This window comes from Sporolactobacillus terrae DSM 11697 (genome assembly GCF_000648615.1).
Lineage (GTDB): Bacteria > Bacillota > Bacilli > Bacillales > Sporolactobacillaceae > Sporolactobacillus > Sporolactobacillus terrae.
On the sequence record NZ_JFZC01000043.1, the window covers coordinates 20,409 to 44,439 of the forward strand.

23 protein-coding genes and 1 rRNA gene are annotated in these 24,031 nt (G+C 48.2%); all 24 read right to left on the reverse strand.

The window, feature by feature from the left end; genetic code table 11:
- Positions 1 to 193: 193 nt before the first annotated feature.
- Positions 194 to 1,069 carry a 16S rRNA (adenine(1518)-N(6)/adenine(1519)-N(6))-dimethyltransferase RsmA gene (gene rsmA / locus AA84_RS0109705; RefSeq protein WP_028977034.1) on the reverse strand — a complete coding sequence of 292 codons (876 nt, stop codon included), beginning with the start codon at positions 1,067 to 1,069 and terminating at the stop codon, positions 194 to 196.
- The gene (rnmV, locus tag AA84_RS0109710) at positions 1,066 to 1,626 is read right to left on the reverse strand and encodes a ribonuclease M5 (RefSeq protein WP_028977035.1); all 561 of its coding nucleotides are present in this window, start codon (positions 1,624 to 1,626) and stop codon (positions 1,066 to 1,068) included. The genes rsmA and rnmV overlap by 4 nt, the downstream gene beginning before the upstream one ends.
- 15 nt (positions 1,627 to 1,641) lie before the next feature.
- Positions 1,642 to 2,427, reverse strand: a complete 786-nt coding sequence (locus AA84_RS0109715) for a TatD family hydrolase (RefSeq protein ID WP_028977036.1) — start codon at positions 2,425 to 2,427, stop codon at positions 1,642 to 1,644.
- Between the two features lie 338 nt (positions 2,428 to 2,765).
- Positions 2,766 to 4,775 carry a methionine--tRNA ligase gene (gene metG / locus AA84_RS0109720; RefSeq protein WP_028977037.1) on the reverse strand — a complete coding sequence of 670 codons (2,010 nt, stop codon included), beginning with the start codon at positions 4,773 to 4,775 and terminating at the stop codon, positions 2,766 to 2,768.
- Between the two features lie 203 nt (positions 4,776 to 4,978).
- The gene (gene rsmI, locus AA84_RS0109730; protein WP_028977039.1) at positions 4,979 to 5,866 is read right to left on the reverse strand and encodes a 16S rRNA (cytidine(1402)-2'-O)-methyltransferase; all 888 of its coding nucleotides are present in this window, start codon (positions 5,864 to 5,866) and stop codon (positions 4,979 to 4,981) included.
- The gene (locus AA84_RS0109735; protein ID WP_028977040.1) at positions 5,835 to 6,119 is read right to left on the reverse strand and encodes a GIY-YIG nuclease family protein; all 285 of its coding nucleotides are present in this window, start codon (positions 6,117 to 6,119) and stop codon (positions 5,835 to 5,837) included. The genes rsmI and AA84_RS0109735 overlap by 32 nt, the downstream gene beginning before the upstream one ends.
- Positions 6,116 to 6,853 carry a tRNA1(Val) (adenine(37)-N6)-methyltransferase gene (locus AA84_RS0109740; RefSeq protein ID WP_028977041.1) on the reverse strand — a complete coding sequence of 246 codons (738 nt, stop codon included), beginning with the start codon at positions 6,851 to 6,853 and terminating at the stop codon, positions 6,116 to 6,118. Before AA84_RS0109740 ends, AA84_RS0109735 begins: the two co-directional genes overlap by 4 nt.
- Positions 6,854 to 6,886: 33 nt before the next feature.
- Positions 6,887 to 7,243: a DNA replication initiation control protein YabA gene (gene yabA, locus AA84_RS0109745; RefSeq protein WP_028977042.1), complete on the reverse strand. Its 357-nt coding sequence runs from the start codon at positions 7,241 to 7,243 to the stop codon at positions 6,887 to 6,889.
- Between the two features lie 14 nt (positions 7,244 to 7,257).
- Complete coding sequence (locus tag AA84_RS0109750) at positions 7,258 to 8,088, reverse strand: PSP1 domain-containing protein (RefSeq protein WP_028977043.1); 831 nt, start codon at positions 8,086 to 8,088, stop codon at positions 7,258 to 7,260.
- Complete coding sequence (gene holB / locus AA84_RS0109755; RefSeq protein ID WP_028977044.1) at positions 8,089 to 9,084, reverse strand: DNA polymerase III subunit delta'; 996 nt, start codon at positions 9,082 to 9,084, stop codon at positions 8,089 to 8,091.
- 93 nt (positions 9,085 to 9,177) lie between these two features.
- Positions 9,178 to 9,615 carry a YaaR family protein gene (locus AA84_RS0109760; protein ID WP_028977045.1) on the reverse strand — a complete coding sequence of 146 codons (438 nt, stop codon included), beginning with the start codon at positions 9,613 to 9,615 and terminating at the stop codon, positions 9,178 to 9,180.
- 26 nt (positions 9,616 to 9,641) lie between these two features.
- The gene (locus AA84_RS0109765) at positions 9,642 to 9,971 is read right to left on the reverse strand and encodes a cyclic-di-AMP receptor (RefSeq protein WP_028977046.1); all 330 of its coding nucleotides are present in this window, start codon (positions 9,969 to 9,971) and stop codon (positions 9,642 to 9,644) included.
- A 34-nt stretch (positions 9,972 to 10,005) separates the two neighbouring features.
- A complete protein-coding gene (tmk, locus tag AA84_RS0109770; protein ID WP_028977047.1) occupies positions 10,006 to 10,677 on the reverse strand; it encodes a dTMP kinase in 672 nt (223 codons plus the stop codon).
- Positions 10,678 to 10,682: 5 nt separating this feature from the next.
- Positions 10,683 to 12,125, reverse strand: a complete 1,443-nt coding sequence (locus AA84_RS0109775; RefSeq protein ID WP_028977048.1) for an aminotransferase class I/II-fold pyridoxal phosphate-dependent enzyme — start codon at positions 12,123 to 12,125, stop codon at positions 10,683 to 10,685.
- Positions 12,126 to 12,238: 113 nt separating this feature from the next.
- Positions 12,239 to 12,403: a hypothetical protein gene (locus AA84_RS19020; RefSeq protein ID WP_156031426.1), complete on the reverse strand. Its 165-nt coding sequence runs from the start codon at positions 12,401 to 12,403 to the stop codon at positions 12,239 to 12,241.
- 76 nt (positions 12,404 to 12,479) lie between these two features.
- Positions 12,480 to 13,055, reverse strand: coding sequence for a VanZ family protein (locus AA84_RS0109785; protein ID WP_028977049.1), 576 nt, complete (start codon positions 13,053 to 13,055; stop codon positions 12,480 to 12,482).
- A gap of 164 nt (positions 13,056 to 13,219) precedes the next feature.
- The gene (locus AA84_RS0109790) at positions 13,220 to 13,867 is read right to left on the reverse strand and encodes a response regulator transcription factor (RefSeq protein ID WP_028977050.1); all 648 of its coding nucleotides are present in this window, start codon (positions 13,865 to 13,867) and stop codon (positions 13,220 to 13,222) included.
- On the reverse strand, positions 13,864 to 16,233 hold the full coding sequence (locus AA84_RS0109795) for an ATP-binding protein (protein ID WP_028977051.1): 2,370 nt from the start codon (positions 16,231 to 16,233) through the stop codon (positions 13,864 to 13,866). The genes AA84_RS0109790 and AA84_RS0109795 overlap by 4 nt, the downstream gene beginning before the upstream one ends.
- Positions 16,233 to 18,266 (reverse strand): sensor histidine kinase, encoded by a 2,034-nt coding sequence (locus tag AA84_RS0109800; RefSeq protein WP_028977052.1) that lies wholly within the window; start codon positions 18,264 to 18,266, stop codon positions 16,233 to 16,235. The genes AA84_RS0109795 and AA84_RS0109800 overlap by 1 nt, the downstream gene beginning before the upstream one ends.
- 125 nt (positions 18,267 to 18,391) lie before the next feature.
- Positions 18,392 to 18,640, reverse strand: coding sequence for a sigma factor G inhibitor Gin (locus AA84_RS17585; protein ID WP_037563397.1), 249 nt, complete (start codon positions 18,638 to 18,640; stop codon positions 18,392 to 18,394).
- A 274-nt stretch (positions 18,641 to 18,914) separates the two neighbouring features.
- Positions 18,915 to 19,970, reverse strand: a complete 1,056-nt coding sequence (locus AA84_RS0109810; protein WP_028977053.1) for an undecaprenyldiphospho-muramoylpentapeptide beta-N-acetylglucosaminyltransferase — start codon at positions 19,968 to 19,970, stop codon at positions 18,915 to 18,917.
- Between the two features lie 164 nt (positions 19,971 to 20,134).
- On the reverse strand, positions 20,135 to 21,997 hold the full coding sequence (locus AA84_RS0109815) for an ABC transporter ATP-binding protein (RefSeq protein WP_028977054.1): 1,863 nt from the start codon (positions 21,995 to 21,997) through the stop codon (positions 20,135 to 20,137).
- Positions 21,994 to 23,724, reverse strand: a complete 1,731-nt coding sequence (locus AA84_RS0109820) for an ABC transporter ATP-binding protein (RefSeq protein WP_028977055.1) — start codon at positions 23,722 to 23,724, stop codon at positions 21,994 to 21,996. The genes AA84_RS0109815 and AA84_RS0109820 overlap by 4 nt, the downstream gene beginning before the upstream one ends.
- A 227-nt stretch (positions 23,725 to 23,951) precedes the next feature.
- Positions 23,952 to 24,031 (reverse strand): 5S ribosomal RNA (gene rrf / locus AA84_RS19695); the annotation flags it as partial.

Sequence of the window (24,031 nt, forward strand, 5' to 3'; positions counted from 1 at the left end):
CGCGCGCATCAACAAGGCGCGATCCCGCAGGCGCCAGAGCACCTCCGCTTTGATGCTCGGTCAAGACACGGCTCTAGCGGTCTGAAAACGGGGCAAAATCTATACTTTATTTTCCTGCAAAAAAGACGTCTCAAAGTCTACTTTTGACTTTGAGACGTCTTTTAAATCACCCGCTGCAAATGGGGTATAGCGGTTATCCTTTCAGCTTCTGCAATTGACTGCTGAGCGCCGCAAACTCTTCAATCGACAGCGTCTCGCCTCGCCGGCGCGGATCAATCCGTGCCGCCTCCATTGCCGTAAGCAGATCGTTTTTTCGTTCTTTGGACCAAAGATTGTTCATCAAGTTGTTGAGCAGCGTCTTCCTGCGCTGCGCAAAGCTGGCACGCACCACTCTAAAAAAGAATGCTTCATCATCGACGCGAATTTTTTTCTGCGGACGGACGTCCAAGCGAATCACCGCTGAATCAACATTCGGTTGTGGTACGAACACCGTCTTCGGAACCGTCATCACGATTTTCGCCTCAGCAAGATACTGAACGGCAATAGACAATGAACCATAGCTCTTTTCGCCCGGATCGGCCTGCAATCGACTGGCGACCTCTTTTTGAATCATTACAACAATCGTTTTAATGGATAGACCATCCGTGAGCAGCTTCATCAGAATAGGGGTCGTGACGTAATAGGGCAGATTGGCAACAACTGTTACGGACGTTCCCGGCGGGCATTCCTGTGCTAGGATTTGAGCGACATCCAACTCAAGTACATCACCGAAATGGATCGAGACATTATCGAAATCCTGCAGCGTGTCGTTAAGGACCGGCGCCAATCGACGGTCAATTTCCACCGCGATGACCTTTTTGGCACGGCCGGCAAGGACCTGCGTCAGCGCCCCGGCTCCGGGTCCAATTTCGAGGACATAGCTGTTTTCATCGATTGAAGCTGAGGATGCAATATTATTTAGGATGTTCTCATCAATTAAAAAGTTCTGACCAAGACTTTTCTTTAACGTAAACTGATGCTTGCGTATAACGTCCTGCATTCTTTTTGGTGAGGAAATTCTTTTATTCATGATGATTGCTCCTTTGCTCCAATGGCATCCATTGCCTGCTTCAGGTCACGTTCAGAGATTTGGAACATACGCAGCCGCTTGTAGAGCTGCTTGCCGTTGGCGTAGCCGATGTTCAGTTGGTCGCAGAGCTGCTCCCGGATCCTGCGCGATGCTTTGCTGCCAAGCAGGCCTAGGCTTCTCAGTGTTTGCATGCTGATCTGTTCCTCCGGTTCCTCGAATTGCGTGTAAACCTTTGCTAAGGATCGAAGGATCGTGCGCGGAGTCGCATGCTCGATTCCCAGACTCTCGTTTGACCCGCCTTGTCCTTCGGCACGAGTAATGAAGGCATGCTTGCAGCCCGGTACCGCCTGACTGACTATCTTGCGAATCCGTTCTCCGGGGTAATCGGGATCAGTAAAAACGATGACCCCGCGGCGCTTCTGCGCATTTTGAATCGCCCGGATCGTCCGTCTGCTGACGCGTGAGCCGTTCGTTTCAATCGTGTCGGCATCAAGCGCCCGGCGAATGGCTTCGGTATCGCTTCGGCCTTCGACGACAATAATTTCTTTCACAATCATAAGTTTTCTCCTTGGTTAACCATTTTCAGAGGATTCATCAATTCGGAAGCAGCGCAATGCGTTTTGCGTCGTTTGCTCTGCAACTTCTTCAAGTGACAGGCCTTTCAACTCGGCAATTTTTTCCGCAACCAGCCGTACTCGCGCCGGTTCATTACGTTTGCCGCGAAACGGATGGGGACTGAGAAACGGACAATCGGTTTCAATCAGCAGACGCTCGATCGGTACTTTAGTTGCCGTTTCGCGCTGCAGCTGTGCATTTTTAAACGTGACCGGCCCGCCAAAGCTAATGTAAAAGTTTAAGCCGATAAACCGTTCTGCCCATGTCCAGTCATCGCTGTAGCAGTGCATCACGCCGCCAATGGTTTCCGCATGCTCTTCACTCAGAATCCGCGCCACATCCTCTGTCGCTTCGCGGCTGTGAATGATAAGCGGCAGGCCGGCATCCTTTGCGAGCCGAATCTGTCTGCGGAAGACGTCATGCTGCACGGATTTCGGTGATTTATCCCAATGATAGTCAAGACCAATTTCACCGAGCGCAACGATTCCCGGATGCGTCAGTCCTCGTTTGATCATCGCGAAATCGGCATCAGTCATATCGATTGCGTCCTCCGGATTCCATCCGATCGCACCATAGATAAACTTATGCTGATCAATGATTGGAAAGACGCGTTCAATCGTTGGCCGATCCACACCGACAACGATCATTCGGCCAACTTCGGCTTGCTGGGCACGCGCAAGGACTTCTGAAAAATCTGCATCAAACGATTCATCATTAATATGTGTATGTGTATCAAAGAGCATGAAGCATCCTCCTCTATGCTTACGCACGGTTATGCTCAGAAAAACCGGGCTGGTTGATCCTTTACTCCCACTCGTGTATGTGGCCAATTCATCCATTTAAGCAGCAGCGCTTCAGCTGCTCACATCAACAAGGCACGCCCCGTGGACATCCGGCGTTTCCTCAGTCACGCAGGGGCATGCGGGGGCTTCTTGACTTGCATCATTCGCCGCAATAATCCAGCACGTTTCGTCCAAAGCTGCGTCTCTGCCGTGCTTTTAAATCGTCTGATTCTACAAAAAAGCGGGATCTGCGCGTGTGTTCGCTCATCTCCCGCTTGCTTTTGTATCCTTATTACAGCTTAGCGAATTTTCGTTCCGTTCGGTAACGGCCCGGACACCGTTGCTACCTTAAGCGTCCCGTTTGCATCGCCTGCAAGCAGCATGCCTTGAGACAACTCGCCTCTCAGTTTGACCGGTTTCAAGTTGGCGATCACAATGATCTTTAAACCAACAAGCTCTTCCGGCTTGTAGAATTCCGCAATACCGGAAACCACCTGGCGCTTTTCATAGCCAAGATCAAGCTGTAGTTTCAACAGCTTGTCGGCGCCCTTAACTTTATCCACCTGCAAGACTTCAGCGACCCTCAGGTCAATCTTTTGAAAATCATCCAGATTAATTTGCGCCGGTGCTTCGGCATTCTTTTTCGCCTTTGATTTGCTTTCTTTGTTGCCGTTCGGTTTTGTATCGGATGCGCCGCGCATTTGCGACTTGATATAAGCAACCTCTTCCTTCAGATCAAGACGCGGGAAGATCGGTTCTCCCTTTTGCACCGTCCACTGGCCCTTGTTTGCGCTCAGATCACGGATTGAATCCCACGCCTGATCTTCAGCTTGAGTCACGCCGAGCTGCGTAAACATTTTCTTCGGGGTCGACGTGAAGAACGGCTGAATCATAATTGCGACCGCGCGAATCGTGTTCACAAGATGCCCGATCACCGAACCCAGCGCCTCTTTCTTCGCTTCATCCTTAGCAAGTACCCAAGGTTGCGTATCATCGATGTATTTATTCGTTTGTCCGACGAGTTTCCAGATTGCCGAAAGCGCAACCGAGAACTGCAGATTTTCCATCTGTTCTTCAACGGTCGCAAGCGTTGTCTCCAGTGCATCCTCAAGGGCTGCATCAAAGTCGGTGACATGACCCGCATAGGCAGGTACTTTCCCGTCAAAGTATTGACCGCACATTGCAACCGTTCGGTTCAACAGGTTGCCGAGATCGTTTGCAAGATCAAAATTAATACGTTCGACAAAAGCTTCCGGTGTGAACATACCATCGGAGCCGAACGGTACTTCGCGCAGCAGATAGTAACGCAGCGCGTCCAGCCCATAACGATCAATCAAAGGTTCCGGATCGACAACATTCCCCTTCGATTTAGACATTTTTCCGTCCTTCATCAACAACCAGCCGTGTCCGTATACTTTCTTAGGCAGCGGAAGACCAAGTGCCATCAGCATGATCGGCCAGTAAATCGTATGGAAGCGAACAATTTCTTTACCCACAAGGTGCACATCGGCCGGCCAGAACTTCTTATAATTGGTGTCGTCTTCTGAACCGTAGCCAAGCGCCGTAATATAGTTGGTCAGTGCATCCAGCCATACATAGACCACATGTTTCGGATTGTTCGGCACCGGGATGCCCCATGAGAAAGAGGTACGTGATACCGCAAGATCCTCCAGCCCCGGCTTGATAAAGTTGTTAATCATTTCATTTTTACGCGATTCCGGCTGAATAAAATCCGGGTGTTCTTCATAGTATTGAAGCAGGCGATCCGCGTATTTGCTCATCTTAAAGAAGTAGCATTCTTCCTTAACCTTTTCAACTTTGTGGCCGCTGTCCGGGCTTTTTCCGCCGATAACTTCGCCTTTTGCGTTCTTTTCAATATCGACCAGCTGCGACTCGGTATAATAAGTTTCGTCAGGAATGCTGTACCAACCTTCGTATTGACCAAGATAAATATCGCCTTGGCGTTCCAGCTGTGCAAAGATTTTCTGAACAACCTTTGTATGACGTTCTTCAGTCGTGCGAATGAAGTCATCATAGGAGATGTCGAGTTTTTTCCAAAGCTGCTTGATTTGGGCAACCATACCATCGACGTATTTGATCGGCGTTACGCCTTTTGCTTTAGCTTTCTCCTCGATCTTCTGTCCATGTTCATCCGTTCCGGTCAAGAACATGACATCATAACCGCGCAGCCGTTTATACCGGCACATCGCGTCTCCGGCCACCGTTGTGTACGCATGACCGATATGTAGTCTACCGCTTGGATAGTATATAGGCGTTGTCAGATAAAAAGATTTACGTTCCTCCGTCATTAGCCCGTGCAGCCTCCTTATTTCTTTCCGTTTCCAAATGATCCCTATCTTTAAAAACTATACGTTTCGCATGTATGAATGTCAAGAAAGTGAATGCCTTGCCCTCATATATTAAAGAATGCGTTTGGCTGTGCTTATTCCAAGCCTTTCCAAGTAGCAAAAGTCTATTCAAAAAGGATCCGCATCCGTCTGCGCATCCCCGTTCATTGCGATTCAATTTGATGGTAAATGCGATAAATATCCCGCTTCGGCTGTGCGCGATCGATCGCCACCTGCTTAATCGCCTCTTTGGCGCGCCAGCCTTTTTCGCGAATATAGTGGTCCACATGGTCCTGAATCGTCAGCGCCGACCACCAAAGTTCTTCCTCACGCGTCTCATCATCACCGCTGCCGTCAACAACAAGGCAAAATTCACCTTTTGGCGCATCACCGCCCGTAAAGAAGTTGATCGCTTCCTCAAGCGTCCCGCGGATAAACGTTTCATAACGCTTCGTCAGCTCGCGAGAAATTGAGATCTGCCGGTTCCCGAACACTTGGCGAAGATCGTTCAACGTATCCTTCACGCGAAACGGCGATTCATAGAAGATCAGCGTATAAGGCACCATCCGCAGCGCATCGAGTACCTGCGCACGCGCTTTGCCCGCTCGCGGGAGAAAACCGTAAAATAAAAAGTGATCGGTGGACAGCCCGGACGCAATCAGTCCGCTCAGTGCTGCATTTGCACCAGGAAGCGGGATGACGCGAATCTGATGCGCGATGCAGGCAGCGGCAAGATCTGCTCCTGGATCGGAAATTCCCGGTGTCCCGGCATCCGTTACAAGGGCAACATTTTTCCCATCTTCAAGCTCGGCAAGCAGCTTGTCCCCACTTGCTTTTTTATTGTGCTCATGATAGCTTACAAGCGGCGTATGGATGTTGAAATGGGTACACAGTTTCATGGTGTGCCGTGTATCCTCGGCAGCAAGAAGATCTGCTGTTTTCAGTACATCAAGCGCTCGGTAAGTGATATCCTCCAGATTGCCAATCGGCGTCGGGACAAGAAACAAACATCCTTTTCCATTATCGCTTTGAAAACTGCGCTGCTCCCACATCATGTCCGCTCCTTTGAATAAGTGCCAACTTCTCTTGGCGCGTTAACTGTTTGATCGACCATTCGCGACGCAGGGCCGCCGATTTATTCTCCAGTTCTTCCTGATAAACGATGCGCAAGGGCTTATGACTGCGTGTATAGCGCGCCCCTCTGCCGCTGCAATGCAGGGAAAAGCGCTTGGCAACATCAGCCGCATAGCCTGTGTAAAGGCTGCCGTCCGCACATTCTAGAATATAAACACTGTAATGGTTCATTGCTTCTGCCGCACATCCTCTGTATATTGACCTGCTGCATCATAAACAACAATCGGTTTCAGTACCGTAAGCCCGGGCTTCCCGCCCTTCGTTCCTTCCAGCAGCACCATGTTGGCCGGTTTCTGTCTGTGCGGATGTACCCATTGCATTCGTTTCGGTTCGATGCCTTGCGCGCGCATACCGGACATGAGCTCAACCAGCCGCTCCGGACGATGTACGAGCGCCAGCTTCCCACCGGGTTTCAGAAGACGCGCACTGATTTCGAGAACATCGGCAAGTGTGATCAGCAATTCGTGCCGTGCAATCGCCAAATGCCGGTTCAGCTTCATATCGCGCGCCGCATCAACCGTAAAATATGGCGGATTACAAGTAACCACATCACAGCTGCCGCGCCCAATGTGTGCATCGCTATCCTTAGCATCTGCACATAAAAAAGTGACTCGGTCCTCTAAATGATTTAAAACCGCGCCTCGGCGGGCCAACGCGCAAACTTCCGGCTGAATTTCAATGCCGATAATGCGTCCCTTTGTCCGCTGTGATAATAAAAAGGGAATCACACCACCCCCGGCACAAAGATCCACGAGCCGCCCTTTTTGAATGGGAACATAGGCAAAGCGAGCCAGCAGTACAGAATCCAACGAAAAAGGAAAAAGCTCGCTCGATTGAATAATCTTTAGATCGGTATCGAAAAGGCAATCAACCCGCTCATGGTTCTGTTCCTGCTGTTCGTTCATTCATTTCACCCTAATTCCGTTCTTGTTCCTCTTTCATTTTTTATTGAGAAAGGAAAGGCAAAACAAGCAGTCACCATCTTTGCGCACGCTGCCATAATGCAAATTGCAGATATGAAAGCCTTCTTGATAGAGTCGCGCCAGGTTGTCGTATCCTTCGCCGATATCCGGCTCGGAAACGGTGCCTTTCAGTTTCGCCTGATTCTGTGCATCTTGAAAATGCGCCTTTCCGTCCTCAAGGCGCTTTCTCAGATTCTCATTTTCAAGCGTGAGATTCTGGTTTTCTTCAAGTACCGAAGCAAGCTGTGCCTTCAGATTTCCGAAGTCAACATAGATTTGCCCCAGCTGCTCTTCCAAATGACTGACTTGTGAGAAAATGTCCTTCTTCTCCAAGTTCATCCACCCTCTTATTTAGTGGCTTGCGAAGAAATAACCCCTTCTTCAATAAGCTCATCCAATGTATACTCAACAACTTTTTTCTGCTCTTTCAGTTCAACTTGAACCAAATGCTGCAGAATATTTAAACCAACCACTCGACCGGCTCCGTAACTGACTTTAATTACAGAACCAATATCCGGCAACGCTTTTTTCGCAGATTCGTATTGATCATTTTCATACTTTAGGCAACACATCAGCCGTCCACACACCCCGGAGATTTTCGCAGGGTTCAAAGACAAGTTTTGGTCTTTCGCCATTTTAATGGATACAGGTTCAAAGTCCCCCAAAAAAGTCGAGCAGCAAAGCATGCGTCCGCAGGGACCAATCCCCCCCAGCATTTTGGCCTCGTCGCGTACGCCAATCTGACGCAACTCGATTCTTGTCTTGAACACGGATGCCAGATCCTTGACCAATTCGCGAAAATCAACGCGTCCATCGGCAGTAAAGTAAAAGATAATTTTGTTGCGGTCAAATGTATATTCAACATCCACCAGCTTCATTTCTAGGTGGTGGTTGTAGATTTTCTGAAGACAAATATCCATTGCAGCCTGTGCGTCTCCTCTATTCTTTTGCACCTGCTGTTCATCCGATGCCGTTGCAATACGCACGACCTTTTTCAAAGGCAGAACGACATCTTCTTCATCGACTGTTTTTCTTCCGATCACAACGGTTCCGCATTCAATGCCGCGCGTCGTTTCGACAACAACATGAGCATCAACCGGAATGTCTCGTTGATCCGGATCGAAATAGTAGATCTTACCGGCTTTCTTAAATCGAATGCCGACAATATCGTAATTCATTTATCGGGTACCTCCTAACCTGATTACCAGCCGTTCCATCACACTTACACCGTTGACATGCGCATCCAATTGTTTACGCGCGTCAAGAATAAGCGACATCGCTTGAACGGCCTGATTCGATGAAAACGAGAGCATTTGCTCTTTTAATCGATCCATCTGATCTTCATAGACAATTTCTTCTCGTCGATTTAAGTGCAACGAAAGCAAATCTCTGTACCAGTAAAGCATCAAGTCCAAACCGACCGTCATTTTCTGATTATCATCAAAGTTGGGAGCGAATTTTTCATAAATATAGAGTTGTGCCGCCTCCAAGGACTCGCACAATCCTTTTAGTAATTGTAACACTTGAGAACGCGCCTCGGCAAACCATTCCTCTTTGCAGAGACGTACTGCTTCTTCATAATCATGTGTAAGCGCAACTGCTGGTTTGAGGAGCGGCTTCGGCAATCCTTGTTCGTCCATGCGTCGACTAATTGCGTGATCAGATAAAGGCACAAAGGCAAGCACCTGGCAGCGGGAAATAATGGTATCGAGCAGCTGGTGAATCTGTTCGGTAATAAGAAGGGCAAGTGTCCCGGAATGCGGCTCTTCGATAAACTTGAGTAAGCTGTTTTCAGCCTGTGCCGTCATCTTTTCCGCTTGCTCAATGATAAATACTTTGCGCCCAGATTCAACGCCGCGGTAAGCGAACTCCTTCATCAAATAAGCAATCTGCTCTTTTTTAATCGATGCGGCTCCTTCTTCCGGGGCCACCCAGATCACATCAGGATGGTTGCCGGATGCAATCCGCCGGCAGTTCCTGCATGTCAGGCACGGCCCTAGATCAGTCGGCTGCTCGCAAAACAAGGTTTGTGTCACAAGCATGGCCGTCTCATGCTTTCCGGTTCCCGCTGGGCCTTCAAGCAAGTAGGCATGTGCCAGTTCTTTTCGATCAATCGCATGCCGAAGCACTTTTGCCACTGTTTGCTGCTCTTTGCTTAACTGTTGCCAATCCATGATCTTGCACGCTCACTCTCTGATCTGATTCTTATGTGTTGCGCCGGCATCCCTTTATTGTTGTACGGCTCATCGAAATCCCGTCCTGCTTTTTTAAACATACAGATTAATCAGCATGCCGCGTATCTCATCCAGCTGATCAAGCAAATCCACTTCATCCTTTTGTTTCTCCAACAACTCATTGGTCAGCGTAATCAATTTCTGATTGACGGTCCGAACCAGCGTTTGTTTAGTGCCGCCCTGCTGCCATGAATGTGCCTGCGACGTGCTTAGCCCGCTCTGCACTGCTTCCTGAAGGAATGCTTGAATGTGTTTCTTGTAGAGCTGCAGATCGCGAACCGTGCGCGATACCGACACTCGCTTTGCCTGCTGATCTACCTGATCCAGCAAGGCTTTGAGCGCATCACTTTGCATCGAGCCCTTCTGAGCATTTAATGTGCGGGCAAACGATATCTGCGGCTGGACTGCCGCACGTTCCCGCGGCGCGCGCGGATCGCTGATTCCGGCAGACTGGTTGATTTTAATAGCCATGAATGATATCCTCCCGATACTTCATCCTAAAAATGTTTAAATTGATCGACGTCGAGAACGAAAACCGTTGCACCGCCAACTTCAACCTCAACCGGATGCATCATGTAACCGTCCGTATTCGCGTCTAGCGAAGAGATTGGTGAAATCACCTGATTACGGCTGTGACAATGCTGCTTAATTAAATCCAGTAATTCGTCCACACGCCTGTCTTCGGTACCAATCAAAAAGGTCGTATTGCCGGAACGCAGGAACCCTCCAGTACTTGCCAGTTTCGTCGCATGAAGTTTCGCAGCAACAAGCGCCTGCTGGAGATTTGCACTATCCTTATCCTGAACCACTGCAACAATCAGCTTCATCTGCATCATTCCTTTCGCATGGTCTTAAACCGTATTAATCAAATCGACGGATAAACTGAAAGAAGTCGTCACAAATCATACGGTGTACTTGCTTTTGGTCTTGGGCACCATCAATGAGACGGATCCGTTGTTTATTTTCTTCATAGATAGCGTGAAATCCTTCCCGCACGCGCTGATGATAAGCAAGCGCCCGCATTTCAATTCGATCCAAGTCGGCAGCATCCTTCATCGCGCCCAACTCAGCCACGCCACTGCGCCGTTTCATACGCTGTCTGCCGATCTCCGGTGCAATATCGATCATGTAGGTACGATCCGGAGTCAGTCCGCCAGTTGCAAAATCATTGATCTGTTTGACGGTTGCAACCATCTCACCCAGACCGTACCCCTGATAGGCAATTGAGGCATCGACGAACCGGTCGCACAGAACGATCTTGCCTGCCTTCAGTGCCGGTTGAATTTTCTCAGATACATGCTGACTTCTTGATGCAGCATACAGCAAAATCTCCGTATGATCGGCGAGTTCCGTATGCTCCGGATTCAAGATGATCGAACGAATTGCATCGCCAATCGTTGTTCCACCCGGTTCTCTTGTAAGGATAAAGCTGCGTCCACGCCGCTCCAGTTCTTCGGCAAGCTGGTGGATCTGCGTCGTTTTTCCTGATCCGTCCGGCCCCTCAAATGTAATAAAAAGTCCTTTATCTGTCATCCGTTTCATTCTCCCTCATGCTGATAGATCATTATCCTTCCTTCATTCGTGCTCGCATTTTGGAAGGCCGCCCCCGCCTGCTGCCAATAACGGATCAGCGCTAGACTTCGTTCAGTGATGCGCTCGCCTTCAACAACGATCGGAATGCCGGGCGGGTAGGGAATCACTTGTTCCGCCGCGATCCGACCGACCGCCTCACTTTGCACAACCGATTTGTGGGGCAGTGCTGCCAAATCTCGGTACGAACCCATTAATATGCTGCACTCTGGAAAAGGAGGCAGCTGCCGTTGCTTCGACTGAATCGTTTTCGTGCATGACCGCAAGACCCGTTCAATGCGGCGAACTGCATCCTCATAATTGATTTCATCGGTCAGTCCAAGCACAAGCAGCACGTGATGCGGATCGGCCATCTCCGGATACACGCCGGCATCGAGCAATTTGCGCTGCACGGCAAAACCACTTTCGCTTGTATGCAGACGCAGCACAAGTTTAAACGGATCCATCAAGAAGTCGTTCGGCTGCTCGTGCTCCACAGACAAACCATCAATTTCCTGCAGCTGCTGCGCAAATTCATCACGGTGTGCAAGCATTCTTTTAAACCGGTTTGCACGCAATGTTGCCAGCCAGCAGCGTGCCAAATCTAGCGAAGCCATGATCGGATAAGACGGACTCGAGCTTTGCAGCATTGCCAGCACCGCTTTTACCTTAACACTTGCCACCCGGTTTGAATTGATGTGGAGATAAGCGCCCATCGTCATTGCCGGCAGCATTTTATGCGCCGAATGAACCACAAGATCGGCACCCAAATCCAAGCTGCTCGGTGGAACAGGAGCGCCAAGTTTAAAGTGAGCCCCATGCGCCTCATCCACTAAGACCACTAGTCCTGCTTGGTGCGCTCGGTCAATTAATTGACTGAGCGAGCGCGCGGCTACGCCGTAGTACGTCGGGTACGTCAAAACAAGTGCCGTTGCCTGCGGATAGCGGCCAAGCGCCTCATCCAGCGTCTGCGGATCGATGCCTTGCGCAAATCCTGATTCCTCAGCAACAGCCGGTGCCAAGAATACCGGCCGCACCCCCGCCAGTTTCAACGCGTTAAATACCGACTTATGGCTATCGCGCTGGACAAACACGCGATCTCCCGGCGCACAAGCCGCCAGTATCATTGTTAAGTTGCCTACCGTCGAACCACCAACAAGAAACAAGCTTTCCCGTGTCCCATAATAGTCAGTCAGCAGCTGTTGCGCCTCATCAAGTATACCCTCCGGATGATACAAATCATCCAGATCGGCAACCTCTGTTGCATCGAGTGAAAGCAGCGATGAAAAATAAGGCAACGCTTTTTTTGAAAAAATGAGGCCGTCCTTATGACCCGGGACATGAAACGAGCAGACCTGTGTTCGATGATAGTTCGTTAATCCGTCCAAGACGGGCGTTTTCGTTTGATCCATACTGGAACTTCCTTGACTGTTGATACACTCATTTTAGCATAGACCGGCCATTTTCAACCATGAATAACTTTAGGAAGTCCGCTCACTTGAACAATCAGGCAAGCTTCAGCAATTTATTTCTTACCTAATTTAACAAACAATTCCGTGGCACCAAGGATGAGCAGAGACAGGGCAAAGAGGATCATTGCTGAGGTATGTGAAACCGTTTGATCATTTAAAATCACAAGACTAAAAAGAAAAAGAAGAATACCAATGATAAATCCGGCAGAACGTTTCATAAGAATCAACTCCAAACGGGGAATTTCATCATCTTAGAGGAACTGTGAAGGGTAATCATTAAAAACAGGTTACGTACTATCTGGCCGACAGCGTGTTTACGATACATTCTCGCATCCATGACTTCGTTTCCAGCCAGCAGAACAGCAAAGTACCTAAACTAATGCCGATTCCATTGAGAATCAGCCGGTCAATATCAAAGAGGTGTTTTGGAAATTGAGGGATCGCATTCATGAGAAAAAGGCATAATGCTGACGCAAACGAGGCCGCAAAGCCAACCATCAGAAAACCTGACCAAGACAAGCGTCCGCGCCCAATAAAACCAACAAAGAATACAAAAGGAATTGGAAGGAAAATATGCCACATGATCAGCCAGTGTCCTTGAACACTCTGAAGTTGTGCTGCGATAATTCGAAAGGGTTCAAGATTGATAAGCGGGCTGTCCGGCGCAATAACAGAACGTTCTGCACTGCCCATCGGCTGAATCATAAGCAGAAGCGCAATCATTGCGTAGCCGATCAACAGCGAATAGAAGACCCCGCGATGATAAGTGAGCGTTCGCCGTAAATATTTTTCCCAAAGCAACGTGGCGCCAAGCAACAGACAATAGGTGACAAAAAACTCAGCAATCGTCGGATTGTATAAATCGGTCATCACACCACTCCTCGCGTGTTCTGTTCTTATATCAATCATAATATAAGTTGAACCGCATCACTCCGCATTTCTGATGCGGTTGCACGCACTTTTTCGTGCGGGACCCCGCACAAAACAGAAGAAAACGTTTAATGATCCTTCGCTGTGCCCTTCTCCGACTATGACTAAGCATTCCTCTTTGGGACTCTGATCAATCCTAATTCGTTCACTCGCTCAACCGCTTCAATTCGCGAATGGACGCCTAATTTCTGAAAGATTCCAGTCAAATGTTTTTCAACGGTACGCTGTCCGATGAGCAGCTTACGTGCAATATCACGATTGGTCTCACCACGCATCACACCCGTGAGAATCTCACGCTCTGTCTGATTCAAGTGTACATTCGTACCACTTTTCCGTTCCGTGTCGCGCACATGCAGGCGTTGAAACAGCCATATTGGCAGCAGAACCTCGTCGCGCAACGCCGCATTCAGTGCCGCAATTAGCGAATCAATCGAAGCCGATTTGCTCACAACGCCGGCAATGCCCCGCTCAATCATTGACGCAAACAGCGGCTCAATTTCGGTTTCATAGCCTGTATAAATAATGATTTTTGCATCAGGATCGAGGTCCAAAATCAAATCCGAGGCGGCCATCCCGTCCATATCGGGCATATTCAAATCGATGAGGAAAAGGTCAAAGCGCCTCTCTTTTAATAAGGCCGCAATATTTTTTGCAGAGGGCTGCGATTCGACCTCAAAGCCTGCATTCTGCAGTACAGCTCTTGTTCCACTGGCAACCACTGCATGGTCATCAATAACAAGTACGGATGTCATCTCTGCAACTCCTTTCGTTTGCTTTGGTTTGTGATCGGAAGCTTAATACACAGGGCAAAGCCGCCGCTGACGCTTCCAAGTTCCTGAGTCCCAAATTCCACTGTCCCACCAATCCCTTGTACCCTGCTGACGATACCGGTCAGGCCCATGGTGCTGAAGTAAGGGTCAAGTGCTTTTGGATCGAATCCAATGCCATTATCGCGATAGTTGAGCACGCCGCACGCATCATCAAAAGTAAGTCCCAACCAAACCCGCGAACAATGCGCGTGTTTCATCGCGTTCCCCAGCAATTCCTGCACCGCACGAAACAGGCACAAGGCACTTTGCTTGGACAGATTACATGGCGTTCGGCTAATGGCTGTTTCAAGATAGAAGTCCGCAGACAAGTTTACTCGACGGAACAATGCATCAAGCGCTTTGCTGAGTTCACCATGAAAGATATCCGCAGGGTACATTTCTCGAATCAGTTTACGCATCATATCCGCATTATCAAGAATGCGGTCACGGATCGTATTGATGCGCGAGCGCGTCTCCGGATCATCAATCGTTTTCATTGCTGCATCCATTTCACGAGCAATGGCCAGTTGGTCCTGAATGTTCGTATCATGGATGTCGCGAGATAGATGTGCCCGCTCATTTTCTGAAATAGAGAACAGCCAGCGGTTCATTGAATGAGGAATCTTGGCACGGTCATCTTCAAGATGCTTAAATGCGCGCATCAAGCCTTCCGTTTTATATAGATTATCGACAACAACGCGCGCATAATTAATCAAGGTCTCCAGCCATATCCGTTCGTCCAAGTTCAGCGCACGCCCGGGCTTGACCCATTTTCCAACGAAAATTACCTGTTCGGCGTCGCGCGCTCTCAACACCGCTCTGAATCCTTTCCGGACTGCTTTTCTTACCTCCAGCTCTGCATCTGCTGCGCGAGCAAAACGCAGCAAATCAGGATGAACATGCGCGTTCATTGAGCGGATCTGCCCATCTGCTTTAATGATCACGATCCCCGCATCCTCAACAGGAAGCTCCGATTGAACCGTGTGGCGTAGCATCAAGGCTACATGGCGCAAGGTGTATTCCGTCTTTGAGGTTTGCAAAAAACGATTCAAGGCACGCTGTCTTGCCGCGCGATGCGGATGAAGCATGTCCCTAAGCCGATAATCAATATATTCTTTCACGTAAAGAATAAGCAGGGCCGTAACAAAACAGATCAGACCGAAACGGACAACAGCCTCCGGGCGTTCTGTAAAATGGCGCTGCGTCATGCCAAGAAAAGTGAGCATCATCATTAACGTAATGATAAAGCTCAACGCACAATAGTAGCCGAACTGTCCAATATAAAATGACATATCAATAAATGCGGATGACAAAATCATCGAGCATAAGGTGATCGGCAGAATAATAACAAACGGCGTTGTCCACTCAACTGGGACAAGTGAAGTCCCAATAATCATGTTTGGTACGGCATACAAAGCAATGAACGGAAGCGTTGAAAGTATAAAACCAACAATCAACAGATGAATCACGCGTCCATATTCCGATGCTTTAATTTGTGTATACAACCGCGCTAACTGGATACACAATAACCCGAAAACGAAAACAGAGAAAACTAACTCCTGCTGATAATACGCATTGACCTCGCGTGAGACAAAGAAACAGCTGTTGATGAAGATCATCGATGCACAAAGATACAGGCAGCCGAGCATCCAATTGGAAATCAGATGGAACCCACAAGGCAAGAAATAATCCCTAAGAAAATGAACAAGGAAAACAAGCGTAAACAGGATCGAGAAACTGGTCAGCCTGAGGCTCCAGCTGTCATGCCGTGCATTGGCCGCCATTTCAAATAAAAGCGGACTCAATGTAACCAGTAAAGCGATCAACACATGAACAACCGGTTTGCTCTCTTTGCGCAAGTATAAAAAAAGCACTTCAACAAAACAGGTAACAAAAAATCCAAGTGGAATAACCAAATAAAAAAGCAGCGCCCATTGCGACGAATTATTGTCCACAACCAGAGACCGCGCTGCTCCGTCGCGCTCCAAGGTCATCTCATGCGCAAGACCGATCATATTGAATGTTCTTACATTTCTGTTCTCAAAGGCTGGTTGTCCGTCGATGCTGAGCATTGTATCTCCCGGATGAATGCGCGCAGATTCTCCCCAACTGTATGGAGCAACCTGAGATACGGTCACCTTATTTCCATCTTGAAGCGTGTATACGCCCACATATGGCTGATTTAAAATCACCAGCATAAAATGAATGGCCAGCGTTAATGAGTAACCCATAACGACAAGCAGAAAACCCGAGTGAACCCACCTTTTTCCATTGGCTCGGATCATAGCTTCCGCTGTTCCCTTGAACATCAGGCATAAGCTCCTTTTTTAGTCCATTGAATGCTGATTCTCAAACCGCTCCCGGGCTGTGAATCAATCGCAAGGTGTCCACCCATTCCCTCAACACGTCCGATCATACCTGGGAGACCCATCGTACCGAAGGATTTCCCAATGGCCGACACATTCAATCCGATCCCGTCATCGCTATAAGTGAGCATGAACCGATCATTCTTTTTCATCAGATTCAAGTGAACACAATGTGCCTGCGCATGTTTTTGTGCATTATTCAGCAGTTCTTGTACCACACGGTAGACCGCCATGTCCCATTCATTTTGGAACCCATCCAGCCGATCATCGACATGACCATAAAGCTTAAAGTCAGCACGCAAGTTGACTTTATCAAAGAGCTCCAAAAGTGCTTTTTTCAGTCCTGTCCGATAGATAAATTCTGGATGCAGATCATTAATGACCTGGCGCAGCACATAGACGCCGTCCAACACTTGTTCACGAAAGCCCACCATCAGCGCTTTAGTCTGTGGATCTCGGCTCTCTTTCCCCCAGGCATCAAGCTGTCGGGCAATGTCAAGCTGATCCTGCATGTTTTGGTCATGTAATCGGCGCGACCATTTAAAGCGTTCTCGCTCTGAAATGCGCAACATCATTTTCTTAATCGTCATTGGCACGAAAGCACGCTGAGCCGCGCTTTCTTCCAGATTCTTCATCAAGTCGTTGATATTTGCCCTGTTTTCAATCACGATTTGCGCATAACTGATCAGCGCGGCAAGCCACACCCGTTCGTCAGGATTCAATCGTCGGCGCGGTCGTGTCCATTTTGCAACCAGCACAATTTTCCCCAGTGCACTTTCAGATAATAGAATTCGGAACCCTTCTTGTGTTGCGGTTATTTCGCCCGGGTCGCCACGTGATGCATAGCTGAAGTACGGATTTGTCTCGTCTTCCTTGCCCAACACAAGCAGCTGTGCGCGTTCAACCGGCAAACAGTTCTCCACTTCCCGTTCGATGATCGGTCCGATGTTTTCTAAATCATCATCATTTTCAATCCACTGCAGGAAACGGTTCAAGGCGATTTGCACATCTTGTTGCTTCGCATTTAGCCGCTTCCTTAATGAGTAATCAAGATACTGCTTTATGTACAGCATGAAAAATAAAACAAGGAACATCAAAATTCCGGTAACAAAAACATCAGAGCGATCCGCAACCAAATTTCCCCATGCGGACACATGATAGAATACAATACTGATGAAAACGGAGGGAAGAGCGGCAATCAACGCACAGTAGGATGCGTGCTTCAATGTAAAAGAGAGATCCATGAATCGCTCAGAGCATACAAGATAAGCAAGAAGAAGCGGCAAAAGACCAGGGAAAAGAACCGGCATCGGTATCGATGAGACACCGTTCAGCGTACATACCACCCCAATGAGCGCCGGTGCACAAGAAAACAGCAGTCCGAACAGCAGAACGTGCAGCATCGGCCGATACGCCGCTTCACGACTGACGATCATGACGTGAGCGGACGCGGCAAGAGCCAGCGCCATTAATGCTGCCATAAGCAGTAGCGCTGCCGGTCTCAGCGCTGGGAATCCGGCAATCTGCAGTCCGGCCGCCGTACCGAGTAAACCTAAAGCAGGAGCAGATACAATCCATTTGACCGATTGGGGCAGCCAAACGAGCCCCCAGTAAGATAAATAGTGTTCCAGAATATGCATCAGAAGCAGCAGACTCAAAACGTCCCCAACAAAAGCAGCCGTTTGAAAACCATTGCGCGCTGCGGATGTATCACCAGCTTCTGCCAACTGCCACAATAGGCCGACCAGACATAAGAAACAAATAAGCAGCTGTTCGCCTTTTTTCGAACAATTCGCTAACCACAAAGAGAGGGCTAAGCCAAAACAAACCACGAACGAAACAGCAGGAAGCACAGTTGCAGTGATCAAGCCGCCCGAATGGCTCATCACGGATAAACGAACGGATGCGGCCAGCGAAAGACATAGGCAGCCGAGGAGCAGCCTTCGATTCCACTCATGCATTGATGTGGCCGTCATTACAGCCGCCTCCCGCCCATCGATTTGAAAGCGGATCATCGCATAGCTCAGCAGCCGCTCTCTTTGCTCTCAGTGTAACAAATCCGATGAGCCTCGTAAACGATGCACAAACAAAAGGAGAAGCATCATTGTTTCTCTGCCTCTCCTCCCGTTCCAGCGTGGACAACTGCTGTTTCCAAACCCTTTTTGTACTTACCGATTCGCAGTTTTGCTAACTTATCCATATAATATTTGTATTTCCAGTCCGTCACATCCGTCTCGACGATTTTCTTTTGGCAAGAGTTACAGATTAATTGATTGAAGATGTGAATCCCTTCAGTCTTATGCCGACCGCAGACAAGGCACACCTCTTGAGTTTGTTCCTTTAGCGCCATATGATCACCTCCTGCTTTAGTTTCTCCCGAAAATTAAAAACCTATTCATTTTACTGCTAGCAAACTATTTTTCCACGCGAGTCATTCGACTTTTCCAGTGTATGATTTCTAGGCTCGGGCGGTGTCTCGAATGAAACAGTGCATGATGTCCGGGATCTCACCAACTATTGACCGTTTACGAAAACAGCACCTATAATTGTTAAAATCATCTCAATACTCATTGAATTGCACCAAAAAACGGACCGAGTATGATCCCGGTCCGCTTTTTAAGAGCTTACTTATTCAATTCAGTTAAGATGTTTTCAATGCCGTGCGTGGCGCCTTGTGCCTTTACCATGCGTTCCCGATAATCATAGCGGTTGACATAAACCTGATCAAGGGTTTGCAGCAGCGCATCAGACGTCAGTGTATCATTGTCGAGCACTTCACACAGTCCTTTTTTCTTAAACGAATCCGCATTGAGAATCTGATCGCCACGGCTTTGGTGAAGCGGCAGCGGAATAAGCACCATTGGCTTCTTCAAGGCCAAAAATTCAAAAATAGCATTCGATCCGGCGCGCGAGACAATGAGCGTTGATGCAGCCATCACATCAGGAAGCGCTTTGTCGATAAATTCAAATTGCTTATAGCCGGGCGTTTCTGCCAGTTTTTGGTCAAGAAATCCTTTGCCGCACAAGTGAACAATCTGATATTTTTTGAGCAGATCCGTGATTGAGGCACGAACCACATCATTAATTTTTTTCGCTCCAAGACTGCCACCCATGATGAGGAGAACCGGTTTGGAACCACTGAAGCCAAGAAAATCGAGTCCCTTTTTTCGTTCACCCTTCAGCAGCACATCTCGGATCGGCGCGCCGGTATAAACGACCTTTTCCTTTGGCAGCTGCTTTCCCGCTTCCTCGAAGGTGACAAACAGTTTCGTCGCAAACCGGATCGCAATTTTATTCGCCAGCCCGGGCGTGATATCGGACTCGTGAATGTACACCGGAATCCGGTTCAGCCATCCGCCGATCACTACCGGCACGGATACAAATCCTCCCTTAGAGAAAATCACATCCGGTTTGATTTTCTTTAGCAGCCAGTACGCCTGCATCACACCTGCCAGAACCTTAAATGGATCGCCAAAGTTTTTCATGTCGAAATAGCGGCGCAGCTTGCCGCTTGATATGCTATGATACTCAATTCCGTGTGCGGTAACTAGATTTTTTTCTATGCCGTTTTTCGACCCGATATAGGTCACTTTGCAGTCCTTTAATTCATCAATCAGCGCTAGGTTCGGCGTCACATGCCCCGCCGATCCGCCGCCGGTAAATACGATTTTTTTCGCCATTGCTTCTGCCTCACTTTTTTCATTCCACTTCTAAAAAGTTTAATATACTTGCCGGCAAAGTAAAACAAAAAGTTAAAAAAAGATCAAGAACAGGAGAAAATCCGGACAAAAAAGTATGTTAAAAGGCAGCCGAACATTTTATCCGACTGCCTTTATTTTTATGTTCAACCGGTTTTCTGACCGTTTCGTTTCTCAGCAAATTGACTGTTGTAGAGTTCCGCATAAAAGCCTTTTTGCTCCAGCAATTGCTGATGCGTGCCTTGTTCGATCACCTGTCCGTGATTCATGACCAGAATCAGATCGGCATGACGGATCGTTGACAGACGGTGAGCGATCACAAAACTCGTCCGATTCTCCATCAGTTTATCCATAGCTTCTTGGATATGCACCTCAGTTCGTGTATCTACATTGCTGGTTGCCTCATCCAAAATCAGTATGACGGGATCAGCAAGAATTGCACGGGCGATCGTCAAAAGCTGCTTTTGCCCTTGAGAAATATTGGTGCCTTCTTCATTTAAAATAGTGTCGTAGCCATCAGGAAGCGTACGGATAAAATGATCCGCATGCGCTGCTTCGGCAGCCCTTATGATTTCTTCTTCTGTAGCTTTTTCACGACCGTAAGCGATATTTTCACGAATTGTTCCTTTAAACAGCCAAGTATCCTGAAGCACCATACCAAAAAGACTGTGCAGCTGTTCACGCTTCATCTCTTGTGTATCCAGACCGTCCACCGTAATTTTCCCTTGCTGAATTTCATAGAAGCGCATCAGCAGGTTAATCAGCGTCGTCTTGCCCGCGCCGGTGGGACCGACAATCGCAACCGATTGGCCGGCGTTCACATGAAGCGACAGATTGTCGATCAGCGGCTGGTCTTCCTTATAACGGAAAGCAACGTGATCAAAGACAACCGTGCCCTTCGGATCCGTCAGTTGCTGAGCATGATCGGCATCGGCCATCATCTCGTCCTCATCGAGAACCTCAAAAATTCGTTCTGCAGACGCAACCGTTGACTGAATAATGTTCGAAATGTTGGCAATCTGATTGAGCGGCTGTCCGAACTGTCGTGCGTACTGAATAAACGCCTGAATATCGCCAATTTCAATCGAACGCTTCACAACCAAGATCCCGCCGACTACAGAAATCAGCACATAACCAATATTCCCAACGAACATCATCAGCGGCATCATAATACCTGACAAGAATTGAGCCTTCCACGCCGATTGATAGAGCTTTTCGTTAATCCCTTCAAATTTATTTACGGATTCACGTTCTTTTCCAAAAGCCTTGATGACCTGATGTCCGGTAAACATTTCTTCGACATGACCGTTGAGTTGGCCGATCTGTGCCTGTTGTCCTTTAAAATGGCCTTGGGACCGTTTGGTGATTTGTGCAATACCGACAAAGCTGAGCGGTATCGTGACCAGCAGAATCAAGGTTAGAATCGGGCTGATGGTCAGCATCATCACGACAACACCAATCAGCGTCACAATGGACGTGATTGATGCAGTCAAACTTTGCTGTAATGTGTTGCTGATGTTTTCCGTATCGTTAACCGCGCGGCTGAGTACATCGCCATAAGGATGCGCATCATAGTAGCCCACCGGCATGCGCGCCAGTTTTTCATTGACCTGTTTGCGCAAAGTATAAACCATCTTCTGTGCCACACCGCTCATGAGATACTGCATCAAAAAGGTAAATAAAGCACTTAGGATATAAAGAACCACCAATGTAACCACAATGCCCCAAATAGAATCGAAATCAATCCGAGCACCGGGGACACCTTTGATCTTCATCATCATACCTTCAAAAAGCTTCGTGGTTGCATTTCCCATCAGTTTCGGTGCGATAATTGTAAAAATCGTACTAAGGATCGCTGCTGCAAACACAGCAAGCAGCATCAGGTAGTGCGGCTTCAGATATCCCATCAGCCTTCGAAACGTTTTTCGGAAATGCTTTGGCTTTTGTACTGGCATCCCCATATGCCCATGACCCGGTCCACGCTGCGGCATTCTTTTCTTATTGCTCATGCCAATTCCTCCTTGCTCAGCTGGGATGCCACAATTTCCTGATAAACAGCGCAGGACTTCATCAGCTGATCATGCGTGCCCATACCTGCGATCCTTCCCTCATCCAGCACGATAATTTTATCGGCATGAAGTATGGTGCTGACGCGTTGAGCCACAAGAATGACTGCTGCTGAATGCGTCATTTGTGCAAGTTCAGCCCTCAGACGCGCATCGGTCCGGTAATCCAGTGCCGAAAAACTATCGTCGAGCAAGTAAATATCTGCTTTTCTCGCCAACGCACGCGCAATCGCCAGACGCTGTTTTTGTCCTCCCGAAACATTTTTACCACCTTGCGCAATGATTGAATCATAACCATGGGCCATCTCTTGGATGAAGGCATCCGCTTGTGCAATTCGTGCCGCAGTTCTGACTTCCGCATCCGTTGCCTGCGCATTGCCGTATCGAATGTTTTCCGCCACCGTGCCAGTAAACAGCACTGATTTTTGCGGGACATACCCGATCCTGCGGCGCAGCTCCTCTAACGGTACATCTTTCACATCAACACCATTGACGCGCACACTGCCACCGGTTACATCAAAATAACGGGGAATCAGATTCAGAATCGTTGATTTTCCAGCGCCCGTACCTCCAATGATTGCAGTCGTTTCACCCCGTTTCGCTGTAAAAGATAGATGTGACAGCGCCGGCTTTTCTGCTCCAGGATAGCTGAAACTGACATTCTGGAACGTCACACCCTCGTTTTGCGTGGATAAAGTAGATTCAGCGCATTCACTATCTTGAATAACCGGTTCAATCGTTAGTACTTCATTGACCCGGTTTGCAGATATTTGTGCACGCGGAATCATGATGAACATCATCGCACCCATGAGAATTGAAAACATAATTTGCATCGCGTACTGGATGAAGGCCATCAAATCTCCAACCTGCATCGCTCCACCGCCGATACGCAATCCGCCGAACCAAACAATAGCGACCATTGCAAGATTCATGATTAGCATCATCAGCGGCATTGCAGCCGACATAATTTGGTTAATACGGATGGACGTTAGCGTGATATCCTGATTCGCCTCATCGAAGCGATGCATCTCATGCTTTGCGCGATTAAACGAACGAATCACGCGGATACCGGTTAATTCTTCGCGTAAAACTAAATTAAGCCGATCCATCTTTTTTTGAATCGCTTTAAAGTAAGGAAGCCCTTTTTTCGCTAGAATAAGAACAGAAATAATGAGCAGTGGCAGGGCGACTACAAGAACTAGCGACAGCGGCGCATCTTGGGATACCGCCATAATAATGCCGCCGATGCACATCAGCGGGGCCATCGTCATCATTTTCAGAACCATCATATACACTTGTTCGATCTGAGCAATGTCATTCGTCGTTCGTGTGATCAATGAGCTCGTTCCCACCTGATCGAATTCTTGCAACGAAAAACGTTCAACATGTGCGAACATCTTATTGCGCAGGTCGCGTCCGAATCCTGCAGCTGCCTTCGACGCCAGATAGTTTGCCAAAACGGTCAACACACCGGCTGCCAGTGTGACGAGCAGCATATAACCGCCCATCTTAAAGATGTACGGCATATCTCCTTGAACGACACCTGTATCGACGATATCCGCCATCAATGTCGGTAAATACAAATTTGCCAAAGATTGCAAAAAGACAAAGAATACAGAGAAAAGTGCCGGCCATAGATAGGGCTTCATATATTTTGCCAAACGAATCATTGCCTCAACTCCAATCATTTAAAACCGTTGAATCAATACTATATCAGTTTAACCGTTCAATATGAACCTGGAGTGAACCCACCAACGAATTTTATAAAAAAACCCTCGATCCTCTTGTGCCTATATCGCTTTGAAGCAGTGCTTTGGGTCCGGGGTTCCTCTACTTTCTTATCCTGCAAAAAAAACACGCGTCTCTCAATTTCTGAGAAACGCGTGTTGATCGCTTTGCCTGGCAGTGACCTACTCTCACAGGGGGACAGCCCCCAATTACCATCGGCACAGAAGAGCTTAACGACCGTGTTCGGGA